Annotated in this window: 19 protein-coding genes; 8 read left to right on the top strand and 11 right to left on the bottom strand. The window is 70.8% G+C overall.

Annotated features, from left to right (window positions below; all coding sequences use genetic code 11):
• Window positions 1–92 precede the first annotated feature (92 nt).
• Window positions 93–3,554: a TM0106 family RecB-like putative nuclease gene (locus EL338_RS05955; RefSeq protein ID WP_163792039.1), complete on the bottom strand. Its 3,462-nt coding sequence runs from the start codon at window positions 3,552–3,554 to the stop codon at window positions 93–95.
• A 59-nt stretch (window positions 3,555–3,613) separates the two neighbouring features.
• Window positions 3,614–4,192 (bottom strand): LppP/LprE family lipoprotein, encoded by a 579-nt coding sequence (locus EL338_RS05960; protein WP_179967171.1) that lies wholly within the window; start codon window positions 4,190–4,192, stop codon window positions 3,614–3,616.
• Between the two features lie 74 nt (window positions 4,193–4,266).
• Here EL338_RS05960 and EL338_RS05965 point away from each other — a divergent pair, with 74 nt between their 5' ends.
• Genes EL338_RS05965 through EL338_RS05975 form a run of 3 tightly spaced genes read left to right on the top strand, consistent with a single transcriptional unit; the run spans window position 4,267 to window position 7,933 of the window.
• Entirely contained in the window at window positions 4,267–6,021 is a 1,755-nt protein-coding gene (locus tag EL338_RS05965; protein ID WP_126332886.1) for a DEAD/DEAH box helicase, read from the top strand.
• A complete protein-coding gene (locus tag EL338_RS05970) occupies window positions 6,018–7,157 on the top strand; it encodes an acyltransferase family protein (protein ID WP_126332887.1) in 1,140 nt (379 codons plus the stop codon). The genes EL338_RS05965 and EL338_RS05970 overlap by 4 nt, the downstream gene beginning before the upstream one ends.
• Window positions 7,158–7,216: 59 nt before the next feature.
• Entirely contained in the window at window positions 7,217–7,933 is a 717-nt protein-coding gene (locus tag EL338_RS05975) for a siderophore-interacting protein (RefSeq protein ID WP_126332888.1), read from the top strand.
• On the opposite strand, the gene EL338_RS05980 is transcribed toward EL338_RS05975, so the two are convergent.
• Genes EL338_RS05980 through EL338_RS05995 form a run of 4 tightly spaced genes read right to left on the bottom strand, consistent with a single transcriptional unit; the run spans window position 7,918 to window position 11,677 of the window.
• Complete coding sequence (locus EL338_RS05980) at window positions 7,918–8,520, bottom strand: TetR/AcrR family transcriptional regulator (protein WP_126332889.1); 603 nt, start codon at window positions 8,518–8,520, stop codon at window positions 7,918–7,920. The genes EL338_RS05975 and EL338_RS05980 overlap by 16 nt on opposite strands.
• Window positions 8,520–9,764, bottom strand: a complete 1,245-nt coding sequence (locus EL338_RS05985; protein WP_126332890.1) for a cytochrome P450 — start codon at window positions 9,762–9,764, stop codon at window positions 8,520–8,522. Before EL338_RS05985 ends, EL338_RS05980 begins: the two co-directional genes overlap by 1 nt.
• A 46-nt stretch (window positions 9,765–9,810) precedes the next feature.
• A complete protein-coding gene (locus EL338_RS05990) occupies window positions 9,811–11,178 on the bottom strand; it encodes an FAD-binding oxidoreductase (protein WP_126332891.1) in 1,368 nt (455 codons plus the stop codon).
• Window positions 11,179–11,206: 28 nt separating this feature from the next.
• On the bottom strand, window positions 11,207–11,677 hold the full coding sequence (locus tag EL338_RS05995; protein WP_126332892.1) for a DUF3237 domain-containing protein: 471 nt from the start codon (window positions 11,675–11,677) through the stop codon (window positions 11,207–11,209).
• Between the two features lie 75 nt (window positions 11,678–11,752).
• On the opposite strand from EL338_RS05995, the gene EL338_RS06000 reads away from it, so the two are divergent.
• On the top strand, window positions 11,753–12,424 hold the full coding sequence (locus tag EL338_RS06000) for a winged helix-turn-helix transcriptional regulator (protein WP_163792041.1): 672 nt from the start codon (window positions 11,753–11,755) through the stop codon (window positions 12,422–12,424).
• Here the strand turns inward: EL338_RS06000 and tap are convergent.
• Window positions 12,363–13,589, bottom strand: a complete 1,227-nt coding sequence (gene tap / locus EL338_RS06005) for a multidrug efflux MFS transporter Tap (RefSeq protein WP_126332893.1) — start codon at window positions 13,587–13,589, stop codon at window positions 12,363–12,365. The genes EL338_RS06000 and tap overlap by 62 nt on opposite strands.
• Window positions 13,590–13,654: 65 nt before the next feature.
• Between tap and EL338_RS06010 the strand changes: the two genes are divergently transcribed.
• A complete protein-coding gene (locus EL338_RS06010; RefSeq protein ID WP_126332894.1) occupies window positions 13,655–14,467 on the top strand; it encodes a uracil-DNA glycosylase in 813 nt (270 codons plus the stop codon).
• Window positions 14,468–14,567: 100 nt separating this feature from the next.
• Window positions 14,568–15,617, top strand: coding sequence for an LLM class flavin-dependent oxidoreductase (locus EL338_RS06015; RefSeq protein WP_126332895.1), 1,050 nt, complete (start codon window positions 14,568–14,570; stop codon window positions 15,615–15,617).
• A gap of 1 nt (window position 15,618) precedes the next feature.
• On the opposite strand, the gene EL338_RS06020 is transcribed toward EL338_RS06015, so the two are convergent.
• Genes EL338_RS06020 through EL338_RS06030 form a run of 3 tightly spaced genes read right to left on the bottom strand, consistent with a single transcriptional unit; the run spans window position 15,619 to window position 17,002 of the window.
• Window positions 15,619–16,059 (bottom strand): nitroreductase family deazaflavin-dependent oxidoreductase, encoded by a 441-nt coding sequence (locus EL338_RS06020; RefSeq protein WP_126332896.1) that lies wholly within the window; start codon window positions 16,057–16,059, stop codon window positions 15,619–15,621.
• 4 nt (window positions 16,060–16,063) lie between these two features.
• Window positions 16,064–16,489 (bottom strand): HIT family protein, encoded by a 426-nt coding sequence (locus EL338_RS06025; protein ID WP_126332897.1) that lies wholly within the window; start codon window positions 16,487–16,489, stop codon window positions 16,064–16,066.
• A 33-nt stretch (window positions 16,490–16,522) separates the two neighbouring features.
• Window positions 16,523–17,002: a VOC family protein gene (locus EL338_RS06030; RefSeq protein WP_126332898.1), complete on the bottom strand. Its 480-nt coding sequence runs from the start codon at window positions 17,000–17,002 to the stop codon at window positions 16,523–16,525.
• Between the two features lie 28 nt (window positions 17,003–17,030).
• Here EL338_RS06030 and EL338_RS06035 point away from each other — a divergent pair, with 28 nt between their 5' ends.
• Together EL338_RS06035 and EL338_RS06040 are read left to right on the top strand one after the other, a co-directional pair.
• Window positions 17,031–17,873 (top strand): helix-turn-helix domain-containing protein, encoded by an 843-nt coding sequence (locus EL338_RS06035; protein ID WP_126332899.1) that lies wholly within the window; start codon window positions 17,031–17,033, stop codon window positions 17,871–17,873.
• Between the two features lie 18 nt (window positions 17,874–17,891).
• Complete coding sequence (locus EL338_RS06040; RefSeq protein WP_126332900.1) at window positions 17,892–19,289, top strand: amidase; 1,398 nt, start codon at window positions 17,892–17,894, stop codon at window positions 19,287–19,289.
• Window positions 19,290–19,395: 106 nt separating this feature from the next.
• Here the strand turns inward: EL338_RS06040 and EL338_RS06045 are convergent, their stop codons facing one another.
• Window positions 19,396–19,902: a DNA-deoxyinosine glycosylase gene (locus EL338_RS06045; RefSeq protein WP_126332901.1), complete on the bottom strand. Its 507-nt coding sequence runs from the start codon at window positions 19,900–19,902 to the stop codon at window positions 19,396–19,398.
• Window positions 19,903–19,913: the final 11 nt, after the last annotated feature.

The following is a 19,913-nucleotide window of genomic DNA, read 5'->3' on the forward strand; positions in this document are numbered from 1 at the left end:
GGGCGGGATCTTTCGATTGGACGCCCGGAACCGCCCCTGGAGAACAGTTTCGATCAGCGAAATTTCAGGTCGACGTATTCAGTTCGGTGACGTCAGGCCGGTTCCGAGCCGGGGGACAGCGCGAGGAACGCGCCGAGGTCGATCAGGCCCTGCGGTGTGCCGGGCAGGTAGTCGGTCAGCGACGGTGAGCGCACCACGACCGCCAGGTACTGCGCCCGGCTGATGGCGACGTTGAGCCGATTTCGGTTGAGCAGGAATGACATTCCGCGGGGGACATCGGCGAGGGCCGACGCCGTCATGGAGGCGAACACCACCGGCGCCTGGCGGCCCTGCAGCTTGTCCACGGTGCCCACCAGGACCTCGCCGAGGCCGGCGTCCGCCAGGTGCGCGCGCAGGGTCAGCACCTGGGCGTTGTACGGCGCGACCACCAGGACGTCGCCCGCGGTCAGCGGTCGGCTGCCGTGTTCGTCTGACCACGTCGCGCCGAGGAGATCCGCGATGGCGGCGGTGATCGCGGCGGCCTCCTCGACGCTGGCGGTGGCGTTGTCGTGGTGCTCGACCAGCAGCGTGTGCACGCCGGGCGGGTGGCCGTCGAGGCGGCGTTCGGCGGTCTTGGGGTGCGGCAGCAGTCGATTGTCGTAGGACAGCGCCGACACCACCGCGCATACCCGCGGGTGCATCCGGTGCGTGCACTCCAGAAAGTAGCCGAGTTCGGCCGGCAGCACGTCGTGCCCGTCGGTCAACCAGCCCAGCGCCGAATGGTCGACAGGTTCGGGGTGGTTGCCGGTCGAGACCTGGCCCAGTTGCTGCGGGTCGCCGAGCAGCAGCATGTTGCGCGTGGCGCGGGCCACCGCGATGGTGTTGCCCAGGGAGAACTGCCCGGCCTCGTCGATGGCCAACAGGTCCAGCACCTCGGCCCCGATCCGGCTGTCGTTGGCGAAATCCCATGCGGTGCCGCCGATCACGCGGCCGTCCTCGGTGTCGAGGAAGGTCGCGTACTCGTTCTCTCCGATGGTGCTGAAGCGCCCGCCGATGCCGTCGAGGCTGGGTTTCTTGGCCACCGCGGCCGCGTCGACACCCGCGCCGACGATCTCGTCAAGCAGGTGGGCGACCACCGAGTGTGATTGCGCCACCACGCCCACCTTCCAGCGGTGCTCGTTGACCAGCGCGGCGATGACCCGGGCCGCGGTGTAGGTCTTACCGGTGCCCGGCGGCCCGTGCACGGCCAGGTAGGACCGGTCCAGGTCCAGCGCGGCGGCGGTGATGGAGGCGATGTCGTCGTCCAGTCGCGGCAGCGCGGCACCGCTGCGGGTGGTCGGCGGGCGCCGGCACAGGATGTCGACGACGGCGGTGCGGGGCAGCCGCGGCGGATCCTCGCGCAGCGTGGCCGCGGCCCGGTCGGCGGCCTCGTTGATCGACGCCTCGATCCGGTCGGTGCGGATGGGCTTGGCCGGGGTCAGCGCCATCGGCAGGTGCTCGAACGGGCCCGCCGCCGGTGCCAGTTCCTCGACCACCACCTCGATCGGGACGCCGTCGACCGCCACCTGGTCGATGACCTTGGCGCCGCAGGCCGCGCGGCGGTCGGGGTGGTCGTCGTCGAGTCCCGGTGGGGCCGGCTGGTCGTAGATGGTCTGCGGCCGGTGGTCCAGCGCACCGCCCTGCAGCACCCCGCTGAGACGCACATGGCGGCGCAGTTTGCGCGCCCGCGGCGGCAGGTGCCAGTCCTCGACCACCTCGGCCGTATCGACGAGGAACACCCCGGAGGTGTCGCCCCACTCGTCCACGGGGTGGCTGAGCCGCTGAAAGTGCGCCCACCAGTAGGGCTTTCGTTCGCGCGGATAGTAGCCGCGGGCGGATTCGAGCAGGGCCGCCGCGGTCTGCTCGGGGGTCCGCGGGGCGCTGTAGCCGTCACCGGCGTACTCGCGCAGCGTGTGTGCGGTCTGGTCCAGCGGCGGCACCGTCTCCCCGGTGTCGGCGGTGCGGGTCAGGTGGGTGACGCCGGCCTCGAAGGCGCGCAGCAGCAACCAGTCCCGCAGCCGGCGGGTGGAGCGGCAGTCGTAGAGGTTGTAGTCGGTGATCTCCTTGAGGACCGCGTCGGCCTCCTCGTGCCGGCCGGCGTCCTGCAGGGCGCGGTACTGCGCGTACTGGGTGATCGACGCCGCGGCGTTGGTGACCTCCCCGGTGCGCAACTCCGCCCCCATGTACAGCGGTTCGAGCGCCTTGAGGGAGTACGACGCGGCGCCGATGCACAGCCCGTTGCGCACGATCGGATAGAGGTCCACCAGCACCTCGGCGCGCAGCAGGTCGTCGACCTCGTCCTCGCCGACACCGTAGCGGGCGGCCAAGTGCAGCAACGTCGTTCGTTCGTAGGGCGCATAGTGGTAGATGTGCATGTCCGGGTAGCGCTTGCGGCGCTTGCGGACCATGGCCAGGAAGTCCAGGAGCGCCTTGCGTTCGCTGGTGCGGTCTCGCGCCCACAGCGGGGTGAACCGGTCCCGCTCGTCGAGGACGCCCCACATGTACTCGAGCCCCCAGGTCTGGCCGTCCTCGGTCCACAGCGGGTCGCCCTCGAAGTCGAAGAACAGGTCGCCGGGGTTGGGGGCGGGCAACGCGCCCAGCGCGGCGGGGTCGGCCACCTCGTACGGCGGGGCGTCGCTGCGGCGGCCCTGCACCTGCAGCCGGGCCTGGCGGCGCAGGGCCGTCATGGTCGCGCCCGCGATGCCCTCGACCGGTCCCGTCGACTCGGCCAGGCCGGTCACGCTGTCGATGCCGGCCTCGAGCAGGGTGGCCCGCTGGGTCAGGCGCATCCCGGCGACCAGCAGCACGTCGTCGTCCTCGACCAGGTGCGGTGCGCACACCTCGCAGCGCATGCAGGCCGCAACGGTCTGGTCGTCCCAATGTGCCGGGGCGCCGGAGTGCAGGTGGGTGTCCAGCAGTTCCTGCAGGCGCGTGCGCTGCCGGCGATAGACCGGGATCAGGTCGGCCAGCGGGTACTCGACCGTGTGCCCGTCGCCGAGCACCAGCTGCGCCGTGGGGGCCACGTCGACCCCGGCGGCACCCAGCGCGTCGGCGTAGCCGGCGATCTGCAGCAGTGCGGTGACCTTGGCGTGGCGGGCCAGCTTGGTGTCGACCACCCGGTAGGGGGCCTCGGGGTGGTCGTCGGTGCGGATCAGGAAGTCGGCGAAGCCGGCGAAGCGGCCGTCGAGCACGGCGGCCTGATAGATCACCGCGGGCCGGGCGGTCAGTGCGGCGGTGGTGGCCTCGGCCGCGCGGCGCAGCGCCGGCACCGAGTAGCCCGCGGTCGGGATCTTGACCACCCCGGTGGGGCCGGTGCCGTACCGCGCGACGAGCTGTTCGAGCGTGCGCTGTTCGTGTTCGGTGCCGAGTTCGGCGGTGCGGCGCAGCATTTCGTCGTCGGCGCCGTCGCCAGGTTCGGCGCGGCCCAGCTTGGCGTCGAAGCCGCGCAGCAGCGCGTATTCGCACCCGGCCGCGGCGGCCAGATCCGAGGCGCTGTAGATGACCACCGGGCCGCCGGGGTCGTCGGCGACGAACACAGCGCCCACTGTAGGGGAGCAGACCGACACCGCCGGGGCGGCCGGGGACGCGCGGCGGGCTATCCGGCCGGGGCGTTGCCGATCAGTTCGACTCCGCTGCCGTTCCACCGGAACTTGACGGTGCTGGAGAGCCCGTCGATGCCGGCGTCGTACTCGAGGGCCACGGTGTCGCCGGTGCTCTGGGCGGTGTCGAGGCCGTTGAAGCCGAAGGTGTCGGGCACCCCGGTGGGGATGTAGCGGCCCAGGTGGAACAGCACCGCGCGGGTGCTGGGGTTCTCGGCGTTGGTGTTGGCCTCGACGATCACCGCCGACAGCGGCGCGCATTCGTTGTAGTTGCCCGCGATCGGCTCGGCGCTCCAGGGCTGCTTGCTGCGCGGGTCGCGGGGCAACTCCGAGACGGCCTGGGCGATGGCCGGCGCGGCCAGGTTCACCGCGCACGGATCGGCCGGGCCGGTGGGTGTCGTGGTGGGCGGGGCGACGGTGCTCGGGGCCGCGCTGGTGGCCGCCGGGGCCTCGGGCGGCGCGGGGGTCTTGGCCACGGTGGAGTCGCCCGAACCGCACCCGGTCAGCGCCGTCAGCGCCGTCAGCGCCACCGCGGCCACTGCCGAGGCCAGAGTTGCTCGACGCGCTGCGGACACACCGGCAGGCTACCGCCCTCGGTGATCGGCGACCTGGCAGGCGTCGCGCCCGCAGCAGATTAGACTCACCTGCAATGACCACCGAAGACCCGGACCAGTCCGGTCCCGCTGCCCTGACGTTCGCCGACCTGCAGATTCATCCCGCCGTGCTGCAGGCGGTGTCCGACGTCGGCTACGAGTCGCCGTCGGCGATCCAGGCGGCGACCATCCCGGCGCTGCTGGAGGGCTCCGATGTGGTGGGCCTGGCGCAGACCGGGACCGGTAAGACCGCCGCGTTCGCCATCCCGATCCTGTCCAAGATCGACGTCACCAAGAAGGGCACGCAGGCCCTGGTGCTCGCCCCGACCCGCGAGCTGGCGCTGCAGGTCGCCGAGGCGTTCAGCCGGTACGGGGCCGGGCTGCCGCAGGTCAACGTGCTGGCCGTGTACGGCGGCTCGGCCTACGCCCCGCAGCTGGCCGGGCTGCGCCGCGGTGCGCAGGTCGTGGTCGGCACCCCGGGGCGGGTCATCGACCACCTGGAACGCGGCACGCTGGATCTGTCGCACCTGGATTACCTGGTGCTCGACGAGGCCGACGAGATGCTGCAGATGGGCTTCGCCGAGGACGTCGAGCGCATCCTGTCCGACACCCCGGAGTACAAGCAGGTCGCGCTGTTCTCGGCGACCATGCCGTCGGCCATCCGCAAGATCACCACCAAGTACCTGCACGACCCCGTCGAGGTCTCGGTCAAGGCCAAGACCGCGACGGCGGAGAACATCACGCAGCGCTACCTGCAGGTGGCCGGCTACCGCAAGATGGACGCGTTGACCCGGATCCTCGAGGTCGAGTCCTTCGAGGCGATGATCGTGTTCGTGCGCACCAAGCAGGCCACCGAGGAGGTCGCCGAGAAGCTGCGGGCGCGCGGGTTCTCCGCCGCCGCCATCAACGGCGACATCGCGCAGAACCAGCGGGAGCGCACCATCTCCGCCCTCAAGGACGGCAGCGTGGACATCCTGGTCGCGACCGACGTCGCCGCCCGCGGGCTGGACGTCGAGCGGATCTCGCACGTGCTCAACTACGACATCCCGCACGACACCGAGTCCTACGTGCACCGCATCGGCCGCACCGGCCGTGCCGGAAGGTCCGGAACCGCAATACTTTTCGTCTCGCCGCGCGAGCGCCACATGCTCAAGGCCATCGAGAAGGCCACCCGGTCGCAGCTCGAGGAGATCCAGCTGCCCACCGTCGACGACGTCAACGCGCAGCGGGTGGCGAAGTTCCGGGACTCGATCAGCGAATCGCTCGGGGCGCCCGGCTTCGAGTTGTTCCGCAGGCTCATCGAGGACTACGAACGCGAAAGCGATGTCCCGATGGGCGACATCGCGGCGGCGCTGGCCCTGCAGACCCGCAACGGTGCGGAGTTCCTGATGTCCGAACCGCCGCCGGAGAAGCGGCGGGAACGTCCGGACCGGCCGGCGCGCTCGGACCGGCCGATGCGTCGTCCCTCCGGCGACTTCGCCACCTACCGCATCGACGTGGGCAAGCGGCACAAGGTGATGCCCGGTGCGATCGTCGGCGCCATCGCCAACGAGGGCGGCCTGCACCGCAGTGATTTTGGGCACATTTCGATCATGCAGGACTTCTCACTGGTGGAACTGCCGCCGGAGTTGCCGCCCGAGGCGCTCAAGGCGCTGGCGAAGACCCGCATCCAGGGCCAGTTGATCAACCTGCAGCTCGACCGCGGGCCCGGCGCCCGCGACGGCGGCGGCAAGAAGCCGTTCCGGGGTGGCGACAAGAAGCCCTACAAGGGCCAGGGCAAGAAACCGCACAAGCACCGTAAGTTCGAATGACGTTGTCGCAGGACCGCGACGTCCAGGGCGGACTGGAGCAGGTCTCCACCGTCGACCGGGTCGCCTCGCTGACCGGTGTGCGTGCCGTCGCGGCGCTGCTGGTGGTGCTCACCCACGCGGCGTACACCACCGGCAAGTACCCGCAGGGCTACGTCGGGTTGGTGTATTCGCGGATGGAGATCGGCGTGCCGATCTTTTTCGCGCTGTCAGGTTTCCTGCTGTTCCGGCCGTGGGTGCGCGCGGTGGCCGCCGACCGCCCGGCGCCCTCGGTGCGCCGCTACGCCTGGCACCGGGTGCGCCGGATCATGCCGGCCTACGTCGTCACGGTGCTGCTGGCCTACCTCGTCTACCACTTCCGCACCGCCGGACCCAACCCGGGACACACCTGGGAGGGGCTGTTCCGCAACCTCACGCTGACCCAGCTCTACACCGACAACTACGTGTATTCGTATCTGCACCAGGGTCTTACGCAGATGTGGAGCCTGGCGGTCGAGGTGTCGTTCTATGCGGTGCTGCCCGGCCTGGCCTACCTGCTGCTGGTGGTGCTGTGCCGCCGGCAGTGGCGCCCGTGGCTGCTGCTGGCGAGCATGGCGGCGCTGGGGTTGATCACGCCGCTGTGGCTGATGCTGGTGCACGATTCGCACTGGTTGCCGGACGGCGCCACGCTGTGGCTGCCGACCTATCTGCTGTGGTTCCTGGGCGGCATGGCGCTGGCGGTGCTGCAGTCGATGGGAGTGCGGTGCTACGGATTTGTCGCGGTGCCGTTGGCGCTGATCTGTTACTTCATTGCCGCCACCCCGATCGCGGGCGAGCCTACGACGTCGCCCAAGGCGCTGAGCGAGGCGATCGTCAAGGCGGTGTTCTACGCCGTGATCGCGGCGCTGGTGCTGGCGCCGCCGGCGCTGGGGGACCAGCGCGGTTGGTATAACCGCTTTCTCGCGAGCCGGCCCATGGTGTGGCTGGGGGAGATCTCCTACGAGATCTTCCTGGTGCATCTGGTGCTCATGGAGATCGCGATGGTCGAGATCCTGCACAAGCCGGTCTACACCGGATCGATGGCCGGACTGTTCGTCGCGACGATGGTGCTGACCATCCCGGTGTCGTGGTTGCTGCACCGGTTCACCCGGGTGCGGTGAGCGCCCCGTACCGTCGGCCATAAGTTAGGGTGACCTAACTTCGACGAAGGGAGCGGGCCGTGGCCGAGCAGAAGCCGTCTCGGGGCCTCACCGGGGCCCTGGTCAAGCTGTGGCGGGGCGGGGATTACCAGCTGACCGTCACCGGACGCACCGAGATCAGCCCGCATTATCTGCGGTTGCACTTCGACTCCGGGGCGCTGCTCGACGACTGCCCGGTCCATCCGACCATGTGGGTCCGGGGCTGGTTCCCCGACGGCGGCAAGGCCCATCAGCGCGGCTACACCCTGGTCAATCCGGATCCGCAGGCGCGCAGCGTCGACATCGACTTCGCCATGCACGACGGCCTGGCCACCGGCTGGGCCGCCGGCGCCCGCCCGGGCGACGTCCTCGAGGTGACGGTGCTGGGCAGCAACTTCCAGCTGCCGACCCCGGCGCCGGCCGGGTACGTCATCGTCGGCGACACCGCGTCACTGCCCGCGATCAACTCGCTGCTCGACGCCATCGACGGGGCGCCCGCGCGGGTGTTTCTCGAGGCCGGTCACGACGAGGCCCGCGACCTGCCGGTTGTCGGCGACGCGGAGGTCACCTGGGTGGATCGCCGCGACGGCGGGCAGGGACTGATCGAGGCGGTCAGCGCCGCGGCGTTCGAGGCGGGCGACCACTTCGGCTGGGTCGCCTGCGACAACCGGACCACACGCGCGGTCGCGAGGGTGCTGCGCGAGGACTTCGCGATTCCGCGGACGGCGATCAAGGCGCAGGGCTACTGGGTTGCCTGATCCCGCGCTGACGGCGTCACGACCGGCACCAGGAACTCCTCGACCATCCGGCGCTCGTCGTCCTCGTCGCGGCCCGGGAACAGCAGCAGCGAGGTGAGCACCCGCACCAGCCAGCGCGCCTTGCGCTCGACGGACTCGGCGTCGGCGTCCGGTTCGCCGTACCCCAGCGACACCACGAACGCCGCGCTCATCGCCTTGATCACCTCGGAGGACTCGGCGATCTCGGCACCGATCGGGGCGTCGTCCGCGGCGAACCAGGACTGCAGGGCCGGATTGTCGCGCACCAGCCGCAACGAGACGAGGAACGCCTGGACCAGCCGCTGGTGCGGATCGTCGACACCCGCAAGATTCGCCACCATCTCCCGGTGCACCGCGTACGCCTCGCGATGGACGTAGGCGGTGTGCAGCGCCTCGCGGTTCTCGAAGTACCGGTACAGGGTGGCCCGGGAACAGCCTGCGGCCTGGGCGATTTCGTGCATGCCCACCGCGGCGGCGGGGCGGCGGGCGAACAGCTCGCCCGCGGCGTCGAGGATGCGGTCGGCCGCGGCCTCGCTGCGCCGCGATCCCAGCCAGTTGTTGCCGGCCATCAGTGCACCGTCACCGGGACCGACAGCGGACGGCGCACGTAACTGCCACCGGCCCAGACTATTCCGGACTCGTCCACCTCGAAGTCGGGGCAGCGGGTCAGCAGCTCGCTCAGCGCCACCCGGGACTGCATCCGCGCGGCCGCCGCGCCTAGACAGTGGTGTGCGCCGTGGCTGAACGTCAGGATGTTGCGCGGGCGGCGCGTGACCTCCAACTCGGCCGCATCGGGTCCGTACTGGCGTTCGTCGCGGTTGCCGGAACCATAGAGCAGCAACACCTTCCGCCCCGCGGGAATGGTCGTGTCGGCGAGGGTGACGTCGCGAGTCACGGTGCGCGCCAATCCCTGCACGGGTGAGGTCAGCCGCAGGAACTCCTCGACGGAATCCGGGATCAACTCCGGGTCCTCGGTCAACAGGCGGCGCTGGTCGGGCCGGCGGTGCAGCAGCTGCACCGAGCCGCCGAGCATTCCGGTGGTGGTGTCGTTGCCGCCGGTGACCATGGTGAAGGTGAACGCCAGGATCGACAGCAGCCCGGCGAGGTCCCCGTCGGCCCCGACCCCGGCCGCGACCAGGTGCGACACGGTGTCGTCGGCGGGAGCCACCCGGCGGTGCTCGACCAGGGCGGTGAAGTAGGCCATCATCTCGCCGAGCGCGTCGCCGAGGGTGTCCAGCGCGGAACCCAGCCCGCCCTCGGCGGTGTTGGCCGCGACGATGGCGTCGGTCCAGCCGTCGAACCGGTCGCGGTCGGCCGCGGGCACCCCGAGATAGTGCGCGACCACCATGGACGGCAGGGGTTTGAACAGCGCGGCGACAATGTCGCCGCCGCCGTCGGCGCGCAACCGTTCGAGGCGGTCGACGACGAACTCGCGGACCTGGGGTTCGACGGCCTGCACCTGTCGCGGGGTGAACCCGCGCGACACCAGCTTGCGGAACTGCGTGTGCACCGGCGGATCCTGCATGACCATCGGCGGATTGTCCTGCAGGCCGATCATTTCCAGCTCGCCGTAGTTCACCGTGAGTCCCTGCGCCGAGGAGAACGTCTCGTGGTCGCGGGCCGCGGCGAAGATGTCGGCGTGCCGGGACAGCACGTAGTAGTCGTGCTCGGGGTGCTGCTCGGGAATCACGTGGTGCACCGGGTCGTGATCGCGCAGCGCGCGGTACATCGGCCAGGGCTCGGCCCAGGAGTCGGCGTCGGCCAGCCGGAACGAGGTCCGGCCTGAATCAAGGTGAGACAGATCCGCTGTCATGTCTCATTGGTACGACACTGTGATCGATGTGTCAACCCGGGCGCGATCAGAAGATCGTGCCCGGATTGAGGATGCCGTCGGGGTCCAGGGCGCCCTTGATCCGGCGGTTCAGTTCCATCGCCTCCGGGCCGAGGTAGTCGGCCAGCCACGGCTTCTTGAGCCGGCCGACGCCGTGCTCACCGGTGATCGTGCCGCCGAGGCCGACGGCGAGTTCCATGATCTCACCGAAGGCCCGTTCGGCCCGCGCCGTCATGTCGGGGTCGGCCGGGTCGAACACGATCAGCGGGTGGGTGTTCCCGTCGCCGGCGTGCGCGATCACCGAGATCATCAGGTCGCGCTCGGCCGCCAGCGCCTCGACCCCGGCGACCAGATCGGCCAGCGCCGACAGCGGCACCCCTACGTCCTCGAGCAGCAGCGACCCCTTGGCCTCCACCGCGGGAATCGCGAACCGCCGCGCCGCGACGAAGGCCTCGCCCTCGTCGGGGTCGGACGTCGAGAACACCTCGCGGGCACCGTGTTCGGTGAACACCGCGGCCATGAACTCGGCGTCCTCGGCGCCGGAACTGCCGCGTTCGTCGGAGGCTGCCACCAGCATGGCCGCGGCGGTGCGGTCCAGGCCCATCTTCAGCTTGTCCTCGACGGCGTTGATGGCCGCGGAATCCATGAACTCCAGCATGGCCGGGCGGATCTTGCCGGTGACCGCCGCGACGGCCTCGCAGGCCGCGCGCACCGACCCGAACGTGGCGACCACCGTGCACGCCGTGGGCTGGGCGGGCAGCAGGCGCAACGTCACCTCGGTGATCACCCCGAGGGTGCCCTCGCTGCCCACGAACAGCTTCGTGAGGCTCAGCCCCGCAACGTCTTTCAGGCGGGGGCCGCCGAGACGCACCGCGGTGCCGTCGGCGAGCACCACCTGCAGGCCCAGCACGTAGTCGGTGGTGACGCCGTACTTCACGCAGCACAACCCGCCGGCGTTGGTGGCGATGTTGCCGCCGATGCTGCAGATCTCGAACGACGACGGGTCCGGGGGGTACCAGAGGCCATGCGCCGCAACGGCCTTCTTCACCTCCGCGTTGAGCAACCCGGGCTGCACGACGGCGGTCCGGGTCACGGGGTCCACCGTGATGTCGCGCATCTTCTCCGTCGACAACACGATCCCGCCGTCCAGGGCCGTCGCCCCGCCGGACAGACCGGTGCCCATTCCGCGCGGCACCACGGCGATCCGGTGCTCGGTGGCCCAGCGCAGTACGGTCTGCACTTCCTCGGTGCGGGCGGGGCGCACCACCGCCAGCGGCGTCCCGGCGTCGGGATCGAAGGCGCGGTCCTGTCGGTAGGGGGCCAGGATGTCGGGGTCGGTGACGACCGTTCCCGCCGGGAGTTGCGAGGTCAGCGTGGGGAGAGCGGGGTGGGGCACAGCGCCGATCCTACGGATCGCGGCCGGCTCAGCCGACGGCGAACACCCGATAGTGCACGGCCGTCAGCGAGACCTCGTTGACGGCCAGCGTGTAGGTGCCGTTGAGCCACTCATAACGTGGGTCGCCGCTGTCGAACAACGGGCTCGAACGGCCGTACATCTCGTCGTGCCGGATCAGTTCACCCGCGCGAAAGCGTTCGACGGACTCCGGGGGCATCCGCACCCGGCCGAGGTTGGTCACCTGCACCAACGCGCCGTCATCGGTGCGCAGGGTGGCGCGCACGTCCAGGCGCGAGACGCCGTCGGCGCCCACGAGGACCCAGTCGCCGCCGCCGGCGAGGAACTCCCCGTGCAGCGCGGGCCCGTCGCAGCGTCCGCCGCCGATGACATAGGTGAGCCGGGTACCCGCCGGCCCCGGGGTGACGTGGACCGCCGCGATGTCCAGCTGGATGTCGGCGAGGAGTTCCAGGGTGGGGACGGTGTCGATCTCGGGTGCCATGGTCCAAGGCTAAGAGTGCTACTTGGAAAAAGCAAGTATGAAATTGGAAATTCCAAGGATGACTAGACTGTGCTGATGGTCCGCTCCTACGGTCAGTACTGCGCCCTGGCCAAAAGCCTCGATGTCGTCGGCGACCGCTGGTCGCTGCTGATCGTCCGGGAACTGCTCGCCGGACCGCAGCGCTACGGCGACCTGCTCGCCGCGCTCGCGCCCATCGCCACCGACATGCTGGCCTCGCGCCTTCGCGACCTGGAGGCCGACGGCGTGCTGACCCGCCGCGAACTGGCCCGCCCCGCGACCGGTCGCGTGTACGAACTGACCGAACGCGGTCGCGCGCTCGAGGACGTCGTCAGCGCCTACATCCGCTGGGGGCGTCCGCTGATCGAGACCCGTCAGCCCGACGACGCGGTGCGCCCGCAATGGGTGGGACGCGGGGTGCGAGCGTACGCCCGACCGGACCGGCCCGGCGTCGACATCGTGCTGCGCCTCGTGATGCCCGAGGGGGCCTGGACCGGGCGCATCGGGGAACAAGGGATCGAGGATCTCGACGACGACGCCGCGGCCGACATCACGCTGACCGGCCGCGCCGAGACCCTCATGGCCGCAACCCATCCCGACCGCGTCGCGGCCCTGCAGGAATCGGGGGAGCTGACCGTCGACGGCGATCCCGCCGCGCTGGCCGCACTCAGCCGGGTGTTCGATCCAGCTCCCGCAGCGACGGCAGGAACAGCGCCACCACGCCGATGAGGATCATCGGGATCGACAGCGCCAGGAACGTCACCTGCAGACCGGCGCCGTCGGCCAGCGGTCCGGCCACGATGAGCCCGACCGGGCCGGCCGCATACGCCAGCGAGCCCATCACCCCGACCACCCGGCCGCGCAGATGCTGCGGCGCCCGGGTCTGCATGACGTAGTTGTAGATCGGCTGGATGGGCCCGTAGGCGAACCCGCCGATGGCCGCCATCGCCAGGATCACCGGCAGCGGCGGCAGCACCGCGATCACCGTCATGGTGATGCCCAGGATCAGCACCGCGGCGATCATCGTCACCCGTCGGCTCATGAACCGCGAGGTCACCGCGTAGCCCAGCGCGCCCACCAACCCGCCGATCGACAGCGCCATCAGCACCCAGCCCAGCTGCGCGGGCTCGGAGCGGTCGGTGAAGTACTTCGGGAACAGCACGCTCTCCATCGGCATGTACAGCCCCACGACCGCCAGGTCGATCAGCGCCAGGGTGCGCAGCACCCGCAGGTTCCACACGAAGCGCAGACCCTCGACGATCCCGGCCCACACCTGCTCGGGCAGCTGGGTGCGGTCCGGAACCCCGGCGCCCTCGAGGCGCAACGCCCCGATGACCGCCATCGACAACGCGAACGCGCCCGCGGTCACCCACATGGTGTTGATGCCGCCGATCGTCGCGATCAGCACACCGCCGATGCCCGGCCCCACGATGTAGGCCAGGTTGAAGACGGCCTCGTAGCCGCTGTTGGCCTTGTCCAGGGTCCAGCCGGCCTGCGCGGCGGCCTCGGGCAGCATGGTCTCGCGGGCGGTCATCCCGGCCGGATCGAAGAACGCGCCGAACGCGGCCAGCGTCGCCAGCACGGCCACGTTGACGGCCTCGGCCCCGAAGCTCAGCGCGATCACCGGCACCGCGGCCACCGACAGCGCCGAGAGCAGATCCGAGAGCATCGACACCCGCCGCCGGCCCAGATAGTCCACCGCGGTCCCGGCGAACAGCGTCGCCACCAGCAGCGGCAGGGTGGCCGCCATCGCCACCACCGAGGCCTCCATCGCCGAGCCGTTGCGCTGCAGCACCAACCACGGGAACGCGATGATCGAGATGCCGTTGCCGGCGCCGGCGACCAGGGCCGAGAACAGGATCAGCCCGAGCGGTACGCGGGAGCGGCTGGCCATGGCGAATCGACGCTAGCAGTGCGAACCCGCCGCGACCACGCAATTTCGACTGGCACGATGAAGAGGTGTTGCCTCATCCGCGGACCGGGCGTCTGTTCGCCTCGCCGGTGCCGCCCGGCACCGGCTGGCCGGGTGACCCGGCCACCGCCGCGACCCCCGTCGCCGCCGACGAGACCGAGGTTGCGGAGTTGGCCGCCGCCGCCGGCAGTGTGCGCGAACTCGACGCTCAGATCAGCGTGTGCCGGGCCTGCCCGCGGTTGGTGTCGTGGCGCGAGGAGGTCGCGGTCGTCAAGCGGCGCTCGTTCGCCGATCAGCCGTACTGGGGCCGGCCGGTGCCCGCGTGGGGCGCGGCGCGGCCCCGGCTGCTGATCCTCGGCCTGGCCCCGGCGGCCAACGGCGCCAACCGGACCGGGCGGATCTTCACCGGGGACCGCTCCGGCGATCAGCTGTTCGCCGCGCTGCACCGCGCCGGCCTGGTCAACCAGTCGACGGCCGTGGATGCCGCGGACGGATTGCGCGCCAACAAGATTCGCATCACGTCTCCGGTGCGCTGCGCCCCGCCCGGCAACGCGCCGACCCCGGCCGAGCGGGTGACCTGTTCGCCGTGGCTGCTCGCGGAGTGGGCGATGATCTCCCCGCACGTCCGGGTGATCGTCACCCTGGGCGGCTTCGCCTGGCAGGTGGCGCTCGGGCTGCTGGCGGGGCAGTTCGGCAAGCCCCGGCCGAAGTTCGGCCACGGCGCCGTCGTCGACCTGGCCTCCGGGCAGCAGCTGCTCGGCTGCTTCCACCCCAGCCAGCAGAACATGTTCACCGGCCGCCTGACCCCGGCGATGCTCGACGACATCTTCACCGACGCCCGCCGCCGCGCCGGCATCTGAGCGCCCGCATCTGAGCGATTTCGGCGTGATCTCCCACGCTCACCGTGTGAGATCACGCCCAACTCGGAAGCAAACCGGGGTCCGCGGCGTTGGGAGAGCTATGCGGCTCTCTGTCCTCGACCTCGTTCCCGTCCGTAGCGACCAGTCCACCTCCGATGCGCTGGCCGCCACGGTGCGGTTGGCGCAGGCCGCCGACCAGCTGGGCTACACCCGCTACTGGGTGGCCGAACACCACAACATGCCCGCGGTGGCCGCCACCAGCCCGCCGGTGCTGCTCGCCTACCTCGCGGCCCAGACCAGCCACATCCGGCTGGGCTCCGGCGGCGTCATGCTGCCCAACCACGCGCCACTGGCCGTCGCCGAGCAGTTCGCGCTGCTGGAGGCCGCCGCGCCGGGCCGCATCGACCTGGGGTTGGGCCGCGCGCCGGGCAGCGATCCGGTGACCTCGGTCGCGCTGCGCGGGCCCGCCGGCCGCGACGACTCCGACATCCAGAACTTCCCGCAGTACCTCGATGAGGTCGCGGCCATGATGAGCCCCACCGGGGTCCGCGTCGAGTTGCCCGCGCATCTGGGCCGACCCGATTACATCCTCAAGGCCACCCCCGAGGCCGTCGGCGAGCCGCGGCTGTGGCTGCTGGGGTCCTCGATGTACTCGGCACACCTGGCCGCGGCCAAGGGATTGCCCTACGTCTTTGCCCACCACTTCTCCGGGCAGGGCACCGCGGAGGCCCTCGAGATCTACCGCAGCGAGTTCCAGCCCAGCGCGCTGACCGCCGAGCCGGTGACCTTCCTGACCGTCAACGCCTCGGTGGCCGCCACCCGCGAGGAGGCCGAAGCCCTGCTGCTGCCGCAGCTGCAGATGATGGCCCGGCTGCGCACGGGACAGCCGCTGCGCGCGCTGGATCTGGTCGAGGACGCCGAGGCTCAGCGGTCCACGCCGCAGGAGGAGGCGATCATCGCGGCCGGCCGGTCCAAGAGCATCGTCGGCACCCCGGCCGAGGCCGCCGAGCAGGTGCGCGCGCTGGCCGAGCAGTTCGGGGTCGACGAGGTGATGGTCAATCCGGTCGCCTCGGCGCGGCGGGGCACCGACCCGGCCACCGCCCCGGCCCGGGTGACGACGGTCGAATTGCTGGCCAAGGAACTGTTCTGAGCTAAGGCGTCAGGACGACGATCGGGATCGGCCTGCTGGTGCGCTTCTGATACTCCCGGTACATGCCGCGGTTGTTGTCGTTGACGACGTCCCACAGCCGCGCGTAGTCCGGGTCGTCGGGCCCGACGATGCGGGCGGTGACGCCGAACCGCCGCGGCCCGACGTTGATCTCCACCTGCGGTTGCTTCTTGAGGTTGAAGTACCAGCCGGGCGCCTTGGGGCTGCCGCCGCGGGAGGCCACCACCAGGTAGTTGTTGCCGTCGTTGGCGTAGCTCAGCGACGTGGTGCGCGGCTGCCCGGTCTTGGCGCCCACGGTGTGCAGCAGCAGCGCCGGGGCGAACCCGGGCAGCCGGTGTCCGATCCAGCCGCGGCTCTTCTGGTAGACGGTGTCGTGCACGCCGAGGAACAGGACCAGATACTTCTCCAGGCGGGATTGGCTCATTCGTTCAGTCTGGCAGCAGCGCCAGCGCGTCCCGCAGAATCTGGGCGGTCGCCTCACGGTCGGGATCGCGGCGCACCACCAGTCCCTTGGCGAACGACAGCTTGTCGCCGTCCTGCCGCGGCGCCACGTGCAGGTGGATGTGGAACACGCTCTGGAACGCGGCCTTGCCGTCGTTGATGACGACGTTGTTGCCGTCCGCGTGCAACCCGGAGGCCCGCGCGGCCCGGGCGATTCGCTGCCCGAGCCGCGCCATCCCGGCCACCGTGTCGGCCGGGGTGTCGGTCAGGTCGACGTGGTGGCGCCTGGGCAGCACCAGCGTGTGGCCGCGCACGATGGGCCGGATATCGAGGATGGCCACGAAGTCGTCGTCCTCGTGGACTCGGACCGCCGGGGCGGTGCCGGCCACGATGTCGCAGAACACGCAAGACATCCCGCCACGGTAGCGGCTCGGTGTTCTTCACAGCTAAGCCAGATTCTCCTGGGCCCACTGCGCCAGCCGCCGGTCGCGTTCGGCCGCGTCGACGTCCTCTACCCGGGTCATCACCGTCCAGCGCAGACCGAAGGGATCCACCAGCGACGCGAACCGGTCACCGGTGACGAACGTGTGCAGTTCCTCGCGGACGGTGGCGCCGGATTGCCTGGCCCGTTCGACGACCGCGTCGACGTCGGGACAGTACAGCGTCATCGACTGGGTGACGGTCTCCGAGCGGTCCGGGGCGCGCAACCCGTACTGCGGGTTCGGGTCACCCAGCTGCAGCCGGCCGTGCCCGAAATCCAGTTCGGCGTGGGCGATTACGGTGCCGTCGCCGCCTGGGGCGGCCATCTTCTCCACCAGCTGCGCCCCGAACACCGAGGTGTAGAAGTCGATCGCGGCGGCGGCGCCCTCGATCGCGAGGAACGGGGTGAGGCTGGTGTATCCGGCGGGGATGGGATTGACGGTCATGCCACCCGAGTTTTCTAGGCTGACCCCCGTGTCGGATTGGAAAAGCGCGCCAGCCGTGCGACCGCAGCGCGGGGTGGTCGGTCGGGTCGGGTCGGCCGCGGCGTTCGATCTGCAGCGCTGGGCACCGTCGTCGGCAGCCGCGGAGTTCGTCGAGCATTTCTGGTCGGTCAGCTGGGATCTGGCCGAGACGGAGTCGTTCGACAGCACGGTGATCACGTTCCCGGCCGTACACCTCACCCACGAGTGGGGCACCGACTCGCCGCGACACGGCCACGCGTTGCCCGCGACCCTCATCCACGGCGTCGTGCCGGAGGTGTTCACCACGACGATCCGGGGCCGCGGCCAGGTGGTCGGTGCGCGCTTTCGCGCGGGTGGGTTCGCGGCCCGCTTCGGCCGCGACGCCGCCCAGTACACCGGGCGCATCCTCGCGGCGGATGCCGAACTGTTCGGCGCCCCAGTGCAGCTGACCGACGACCGCGGGCAGGCCGCGGCCCGGCTGGACGAGCTGATCGCGCAGAACCCGACCGGGCCGGACCCGACCTATCGGGCGTTGAGCGCCCTGCTGGATCGGCTGCGCGAGGACAACGACGTGCAGCGGGTGGCGCAGGTGATGGACCTGGCGCCGTGGAGTGCGCGCACCACGCAGCGCGTCTTCCGGCGTTACGTGGGCATGCCCGCCAAATGGGTGCTGTGTCGGTACCGGTTGCAGCAGGCCGCGCTGGACATCGAGACCGAACCCGGCGTGGATCTGGCCGATCTGGCGGCCCGGCTCGGCTGGTACGACCAGGCACATTTCACCAATGACTTCCGGGCCATGCTGGGGTGCACCCCCGGCCAGTACGCCGCCCGACACGGTCTGCCCGCCGAATAAAGTCGATATCCTGCGGTCATGGACTCCATCGAGCTGGCGTTCGCCGGTGCCGCCGAACAGGCCCGCCTGCTCGCCGCGGGTACGGTGACCGCGCCCGCGCTCACCGACCTGTACCTGGAACGCATCGCCCGGATCGACCCCGAACTGCGTTCGTACCGCGTGGTTTTCGCCGATGCCGCCCGCCGGCAGGCTGCGGCCGCGCAGGAGCGCCTCGACGCCGGCGAGCGGTTGCCGCTGCTCGGGGTGCCCGTCGCGGTCAAGGACGATGTCGACGTCGCCGAGGCCACCACCACCTACGGCAGCTCCGCCCACGGCCCCGCGCCGACCAAGGACGCCGAGGTGATCCGGCTGCTGCGCGAGGCCGGCGCGGTGATCCTGGGCAAGACCGCGGTCCCGGAGATGATGATCTGGCCGTTCACCGAGACGGTGACGTTCGGGGCCACGCACAACCCGTGGGACATCTCCTACACGCCGGGGGGCAGCAGCGGTGGCAGCGCGGCCGCGGTGGCCGCGGGCCTGGCGCCCATGGCGCTGGGTTCCGACGGGGCCGGTTCTATCCGCATCCCGGCCAGTTGGTGCGGGCTGTTCGGGATCAAGCCGCAGCGCGATCGGGTGCCGCTGGCCCCGCACGATGACGCGTGGTGCGGCATGGTCAGCAACGGACCGTTGACCCGCACCGTCGAGGACGCGGCGTTGTTCCTCGACGTCACCTGCGACAAGGCGATGCCCGGGCCCGAGGGCGGGTTCGTCGGCGCGGCGTCGCGGCCGCCGAACCGGCTGCGAATCGCGTTGACGACCAAGGTTCCTCCGCTGGTGACGGCCCGGGTCAGCGCCGAGCACGCCGCCGCGGTCCACCAGGCCGGCCGGTTGCTGCGCGAACTCGGCCACGACGTGGTGTTCCGCGACATCGACTACCCGCGCACCGCGGTGTACGGGCAGGTGCTGCCGCGGTATCTGCGTGGCATCTACGACGACGTGCGGGTGCTGCCGCATCAGGAGCGCCTCGATTCCCGCACGCGCGGGATGGCCCGGATCGGCCGGATGTTCTCCGACGCCCGGATCGCCAAGATCCGCGCCGCTGAGGCCGATTTCGCCGCCCGGGTGCAGGCCATCTTCGACGACGTGGACGTGGTGATCACGCCGGGTACCGCGACCGGTCCGTCGCGGGTGGGCGCCTACCGCCGCCTCGGTGCGGTCTCCACCCTGGCGCTGGTGGTGGCGCGGGTACCGTTCCAGGCGGCGTTCAATGCGACGGGTCAGCCCGTCGCGGTGGTGCCCTGGGGTCTGGACCGCGCCGGGCTACCGTTGTCGATCCAGTTGGTGGGCAGGCCCTTTGACGAGGCGACGCTGTTGTCGTTGGCCGCCGAGATCGAGGCCGACCGCCCGTGGGCCGACCGCCGCCCCGCCCTCAGCTGACCCACCCCCTCCAGCTGACCCACCCCCTTTTGGCGCGAAGGTGCGCGTCCGCGGCCGACACGCCGCAGAATTCCCGTGGTCTGCGCACCCTCGCGCCAGGAAATCCTCAGCCGAGCACCGCGGTCCGCCACGCCGCCAGCTTCGTCTCGAACGCCACGGTGTGCGCCGGGCTCGTCGACGGCAACCGCGTATACGTCACGTCCGCGGTCACCGACACCAGGCGGCGGTAGTTCGCCTCGGCCGCACCGCCGGTGAAGAACACCCGCTCGATCGTCGGATGCGAGGCGTAGAACGCGGCAAAGTCGTTGGCCACCATGCTGTCTCGCTCGACGGAGGAATCCAGGCTGCCGGGTCGACGGCAGAACACCAACACATCCCAGACCGCGTAGCCAGCGGCCATCAGCGCCGCGGCGCGCTGTTCGTAAGGTGCGGCGGCGTCGAACCCGCACAGCTGGGCCATGATCGGCCAGAACGCGTTGCGCGGATTACCGTAGTACTGCTGGCGCTGCAGCGACAGCACGCTGGGCGCATTACCCAGAAACAGCACCCGCGCGCCGGGGCGCACCAGCGGGGCAAATCCCACCACGTCCGGTCCGCGCACCGATTCCGACATCCCCGAAATCA

The sequence above is a fragment of the Mycolicibacterium chitae genome (assembly GCF_900637205.1).
Classification (GTDB): domain Bacteria; phylum Actinomycetota; class Actinomycetes; order Mycobacteriales; family Mycobacteriaceae; genus Mycobacterium; species Mycobacterium chitae.

Excerpts from the sequence above, each read along its gene's own strand:
- EL338_RS06000 (WP_163792041.1), top strand. The coding sequence starts at position 11,753 with ATGGTCCGCTCCTACGGTCAGTACTGCGCCCTGGCCAAAAGCCTCGAT.
- EL338_RS05985 (WP_126332890.1), bottom strand. The coding sequence starts at position 9,764 with ATGACAGCGGATCTGTCTCACCTTGATTCAGGCCGGACCTCGTTCCGG.
- EL338_RS05980 (WP_126332889.1), bottom strand. The coding sequence starts at position 8,520 with ATGGCCGGCAACAACTGGCTGGGATCGCGGCGCAGCGAGGCCGCGGCC.
- EL338_RS06020 (WP_126332896.1), bottom strand. The coding sequence starts at position 16,059 with ATGAGCCAATCCCGCCTGGAGAAGTATCTGGTCCTGTTCCTCGGCGTG.
- EL338_RS05970 (WP_126332887.1), top strand. The coding sequence starts at position 6,018 with ATGACGTTGTCGCAGGACCGCGACGTCCAGGGCGGACTGGAGCAGGTC.
- EL338_RS06040 (WP_126332900.1), top strand. The coding sequence starts at position 17,892 with ATGGACTCCATCGAGCTGGCGTTCGCCGGTGCCGCCGAACAGGCCCGC.
- EL338_RS06015 (WP_126332895.1), top strand. The coding sequence starts at position 14,568 with ATGCGGCTCTCTGTCCTCGACCTCGTTCCCGTCCGTAGCGACCAGTCC.
- EL338_RS06045 (WP_126332901.1), bottom strand. The coding sequence starts at position 19,902 with ATGTCGGAATCGGTGCGCGGACCGGACGTGGTGGGATTTGCCCCGCTG.
- EL338_RS06030 (WP_126332898.1), bottom strand. The coding sequence starts at position 17,002 with ATGACCGTCAATCCCATCCCCGCCGGATACACCAGCCTCACCCCGTTC.
- EL338_RS05995 (WP_126332892.1), bottom strand. The coding sequence starts at position 11,677 with ATGGCACCCGAGATCGACACCGTCCCCACCCTGGAACTCCTCGCCGAC.
- EL338_RS05965 (WP_126332886.1), top strand. The coding sequence starts at position 4,267 with ATGACCACCGAAGACCCGGACCAGTCCGGTCCCGCTGCCCTGACGTTC.
- EL338_RS06025 (WP_126332897.1), bottom strand. The coding sequence starts at position 16,489 with ATGTCTTGCGTGTTCTGCGACATCGTGGCCGGCACCGCCCCGGCGGTC.
- tap (WP_126332893.1), bottom strand. The coding sequence starts at position 13,589 with ATGGCCAGCCGCTCCCGCGTACCGCTCGGGCTGATCCTGTTCTCGGCC.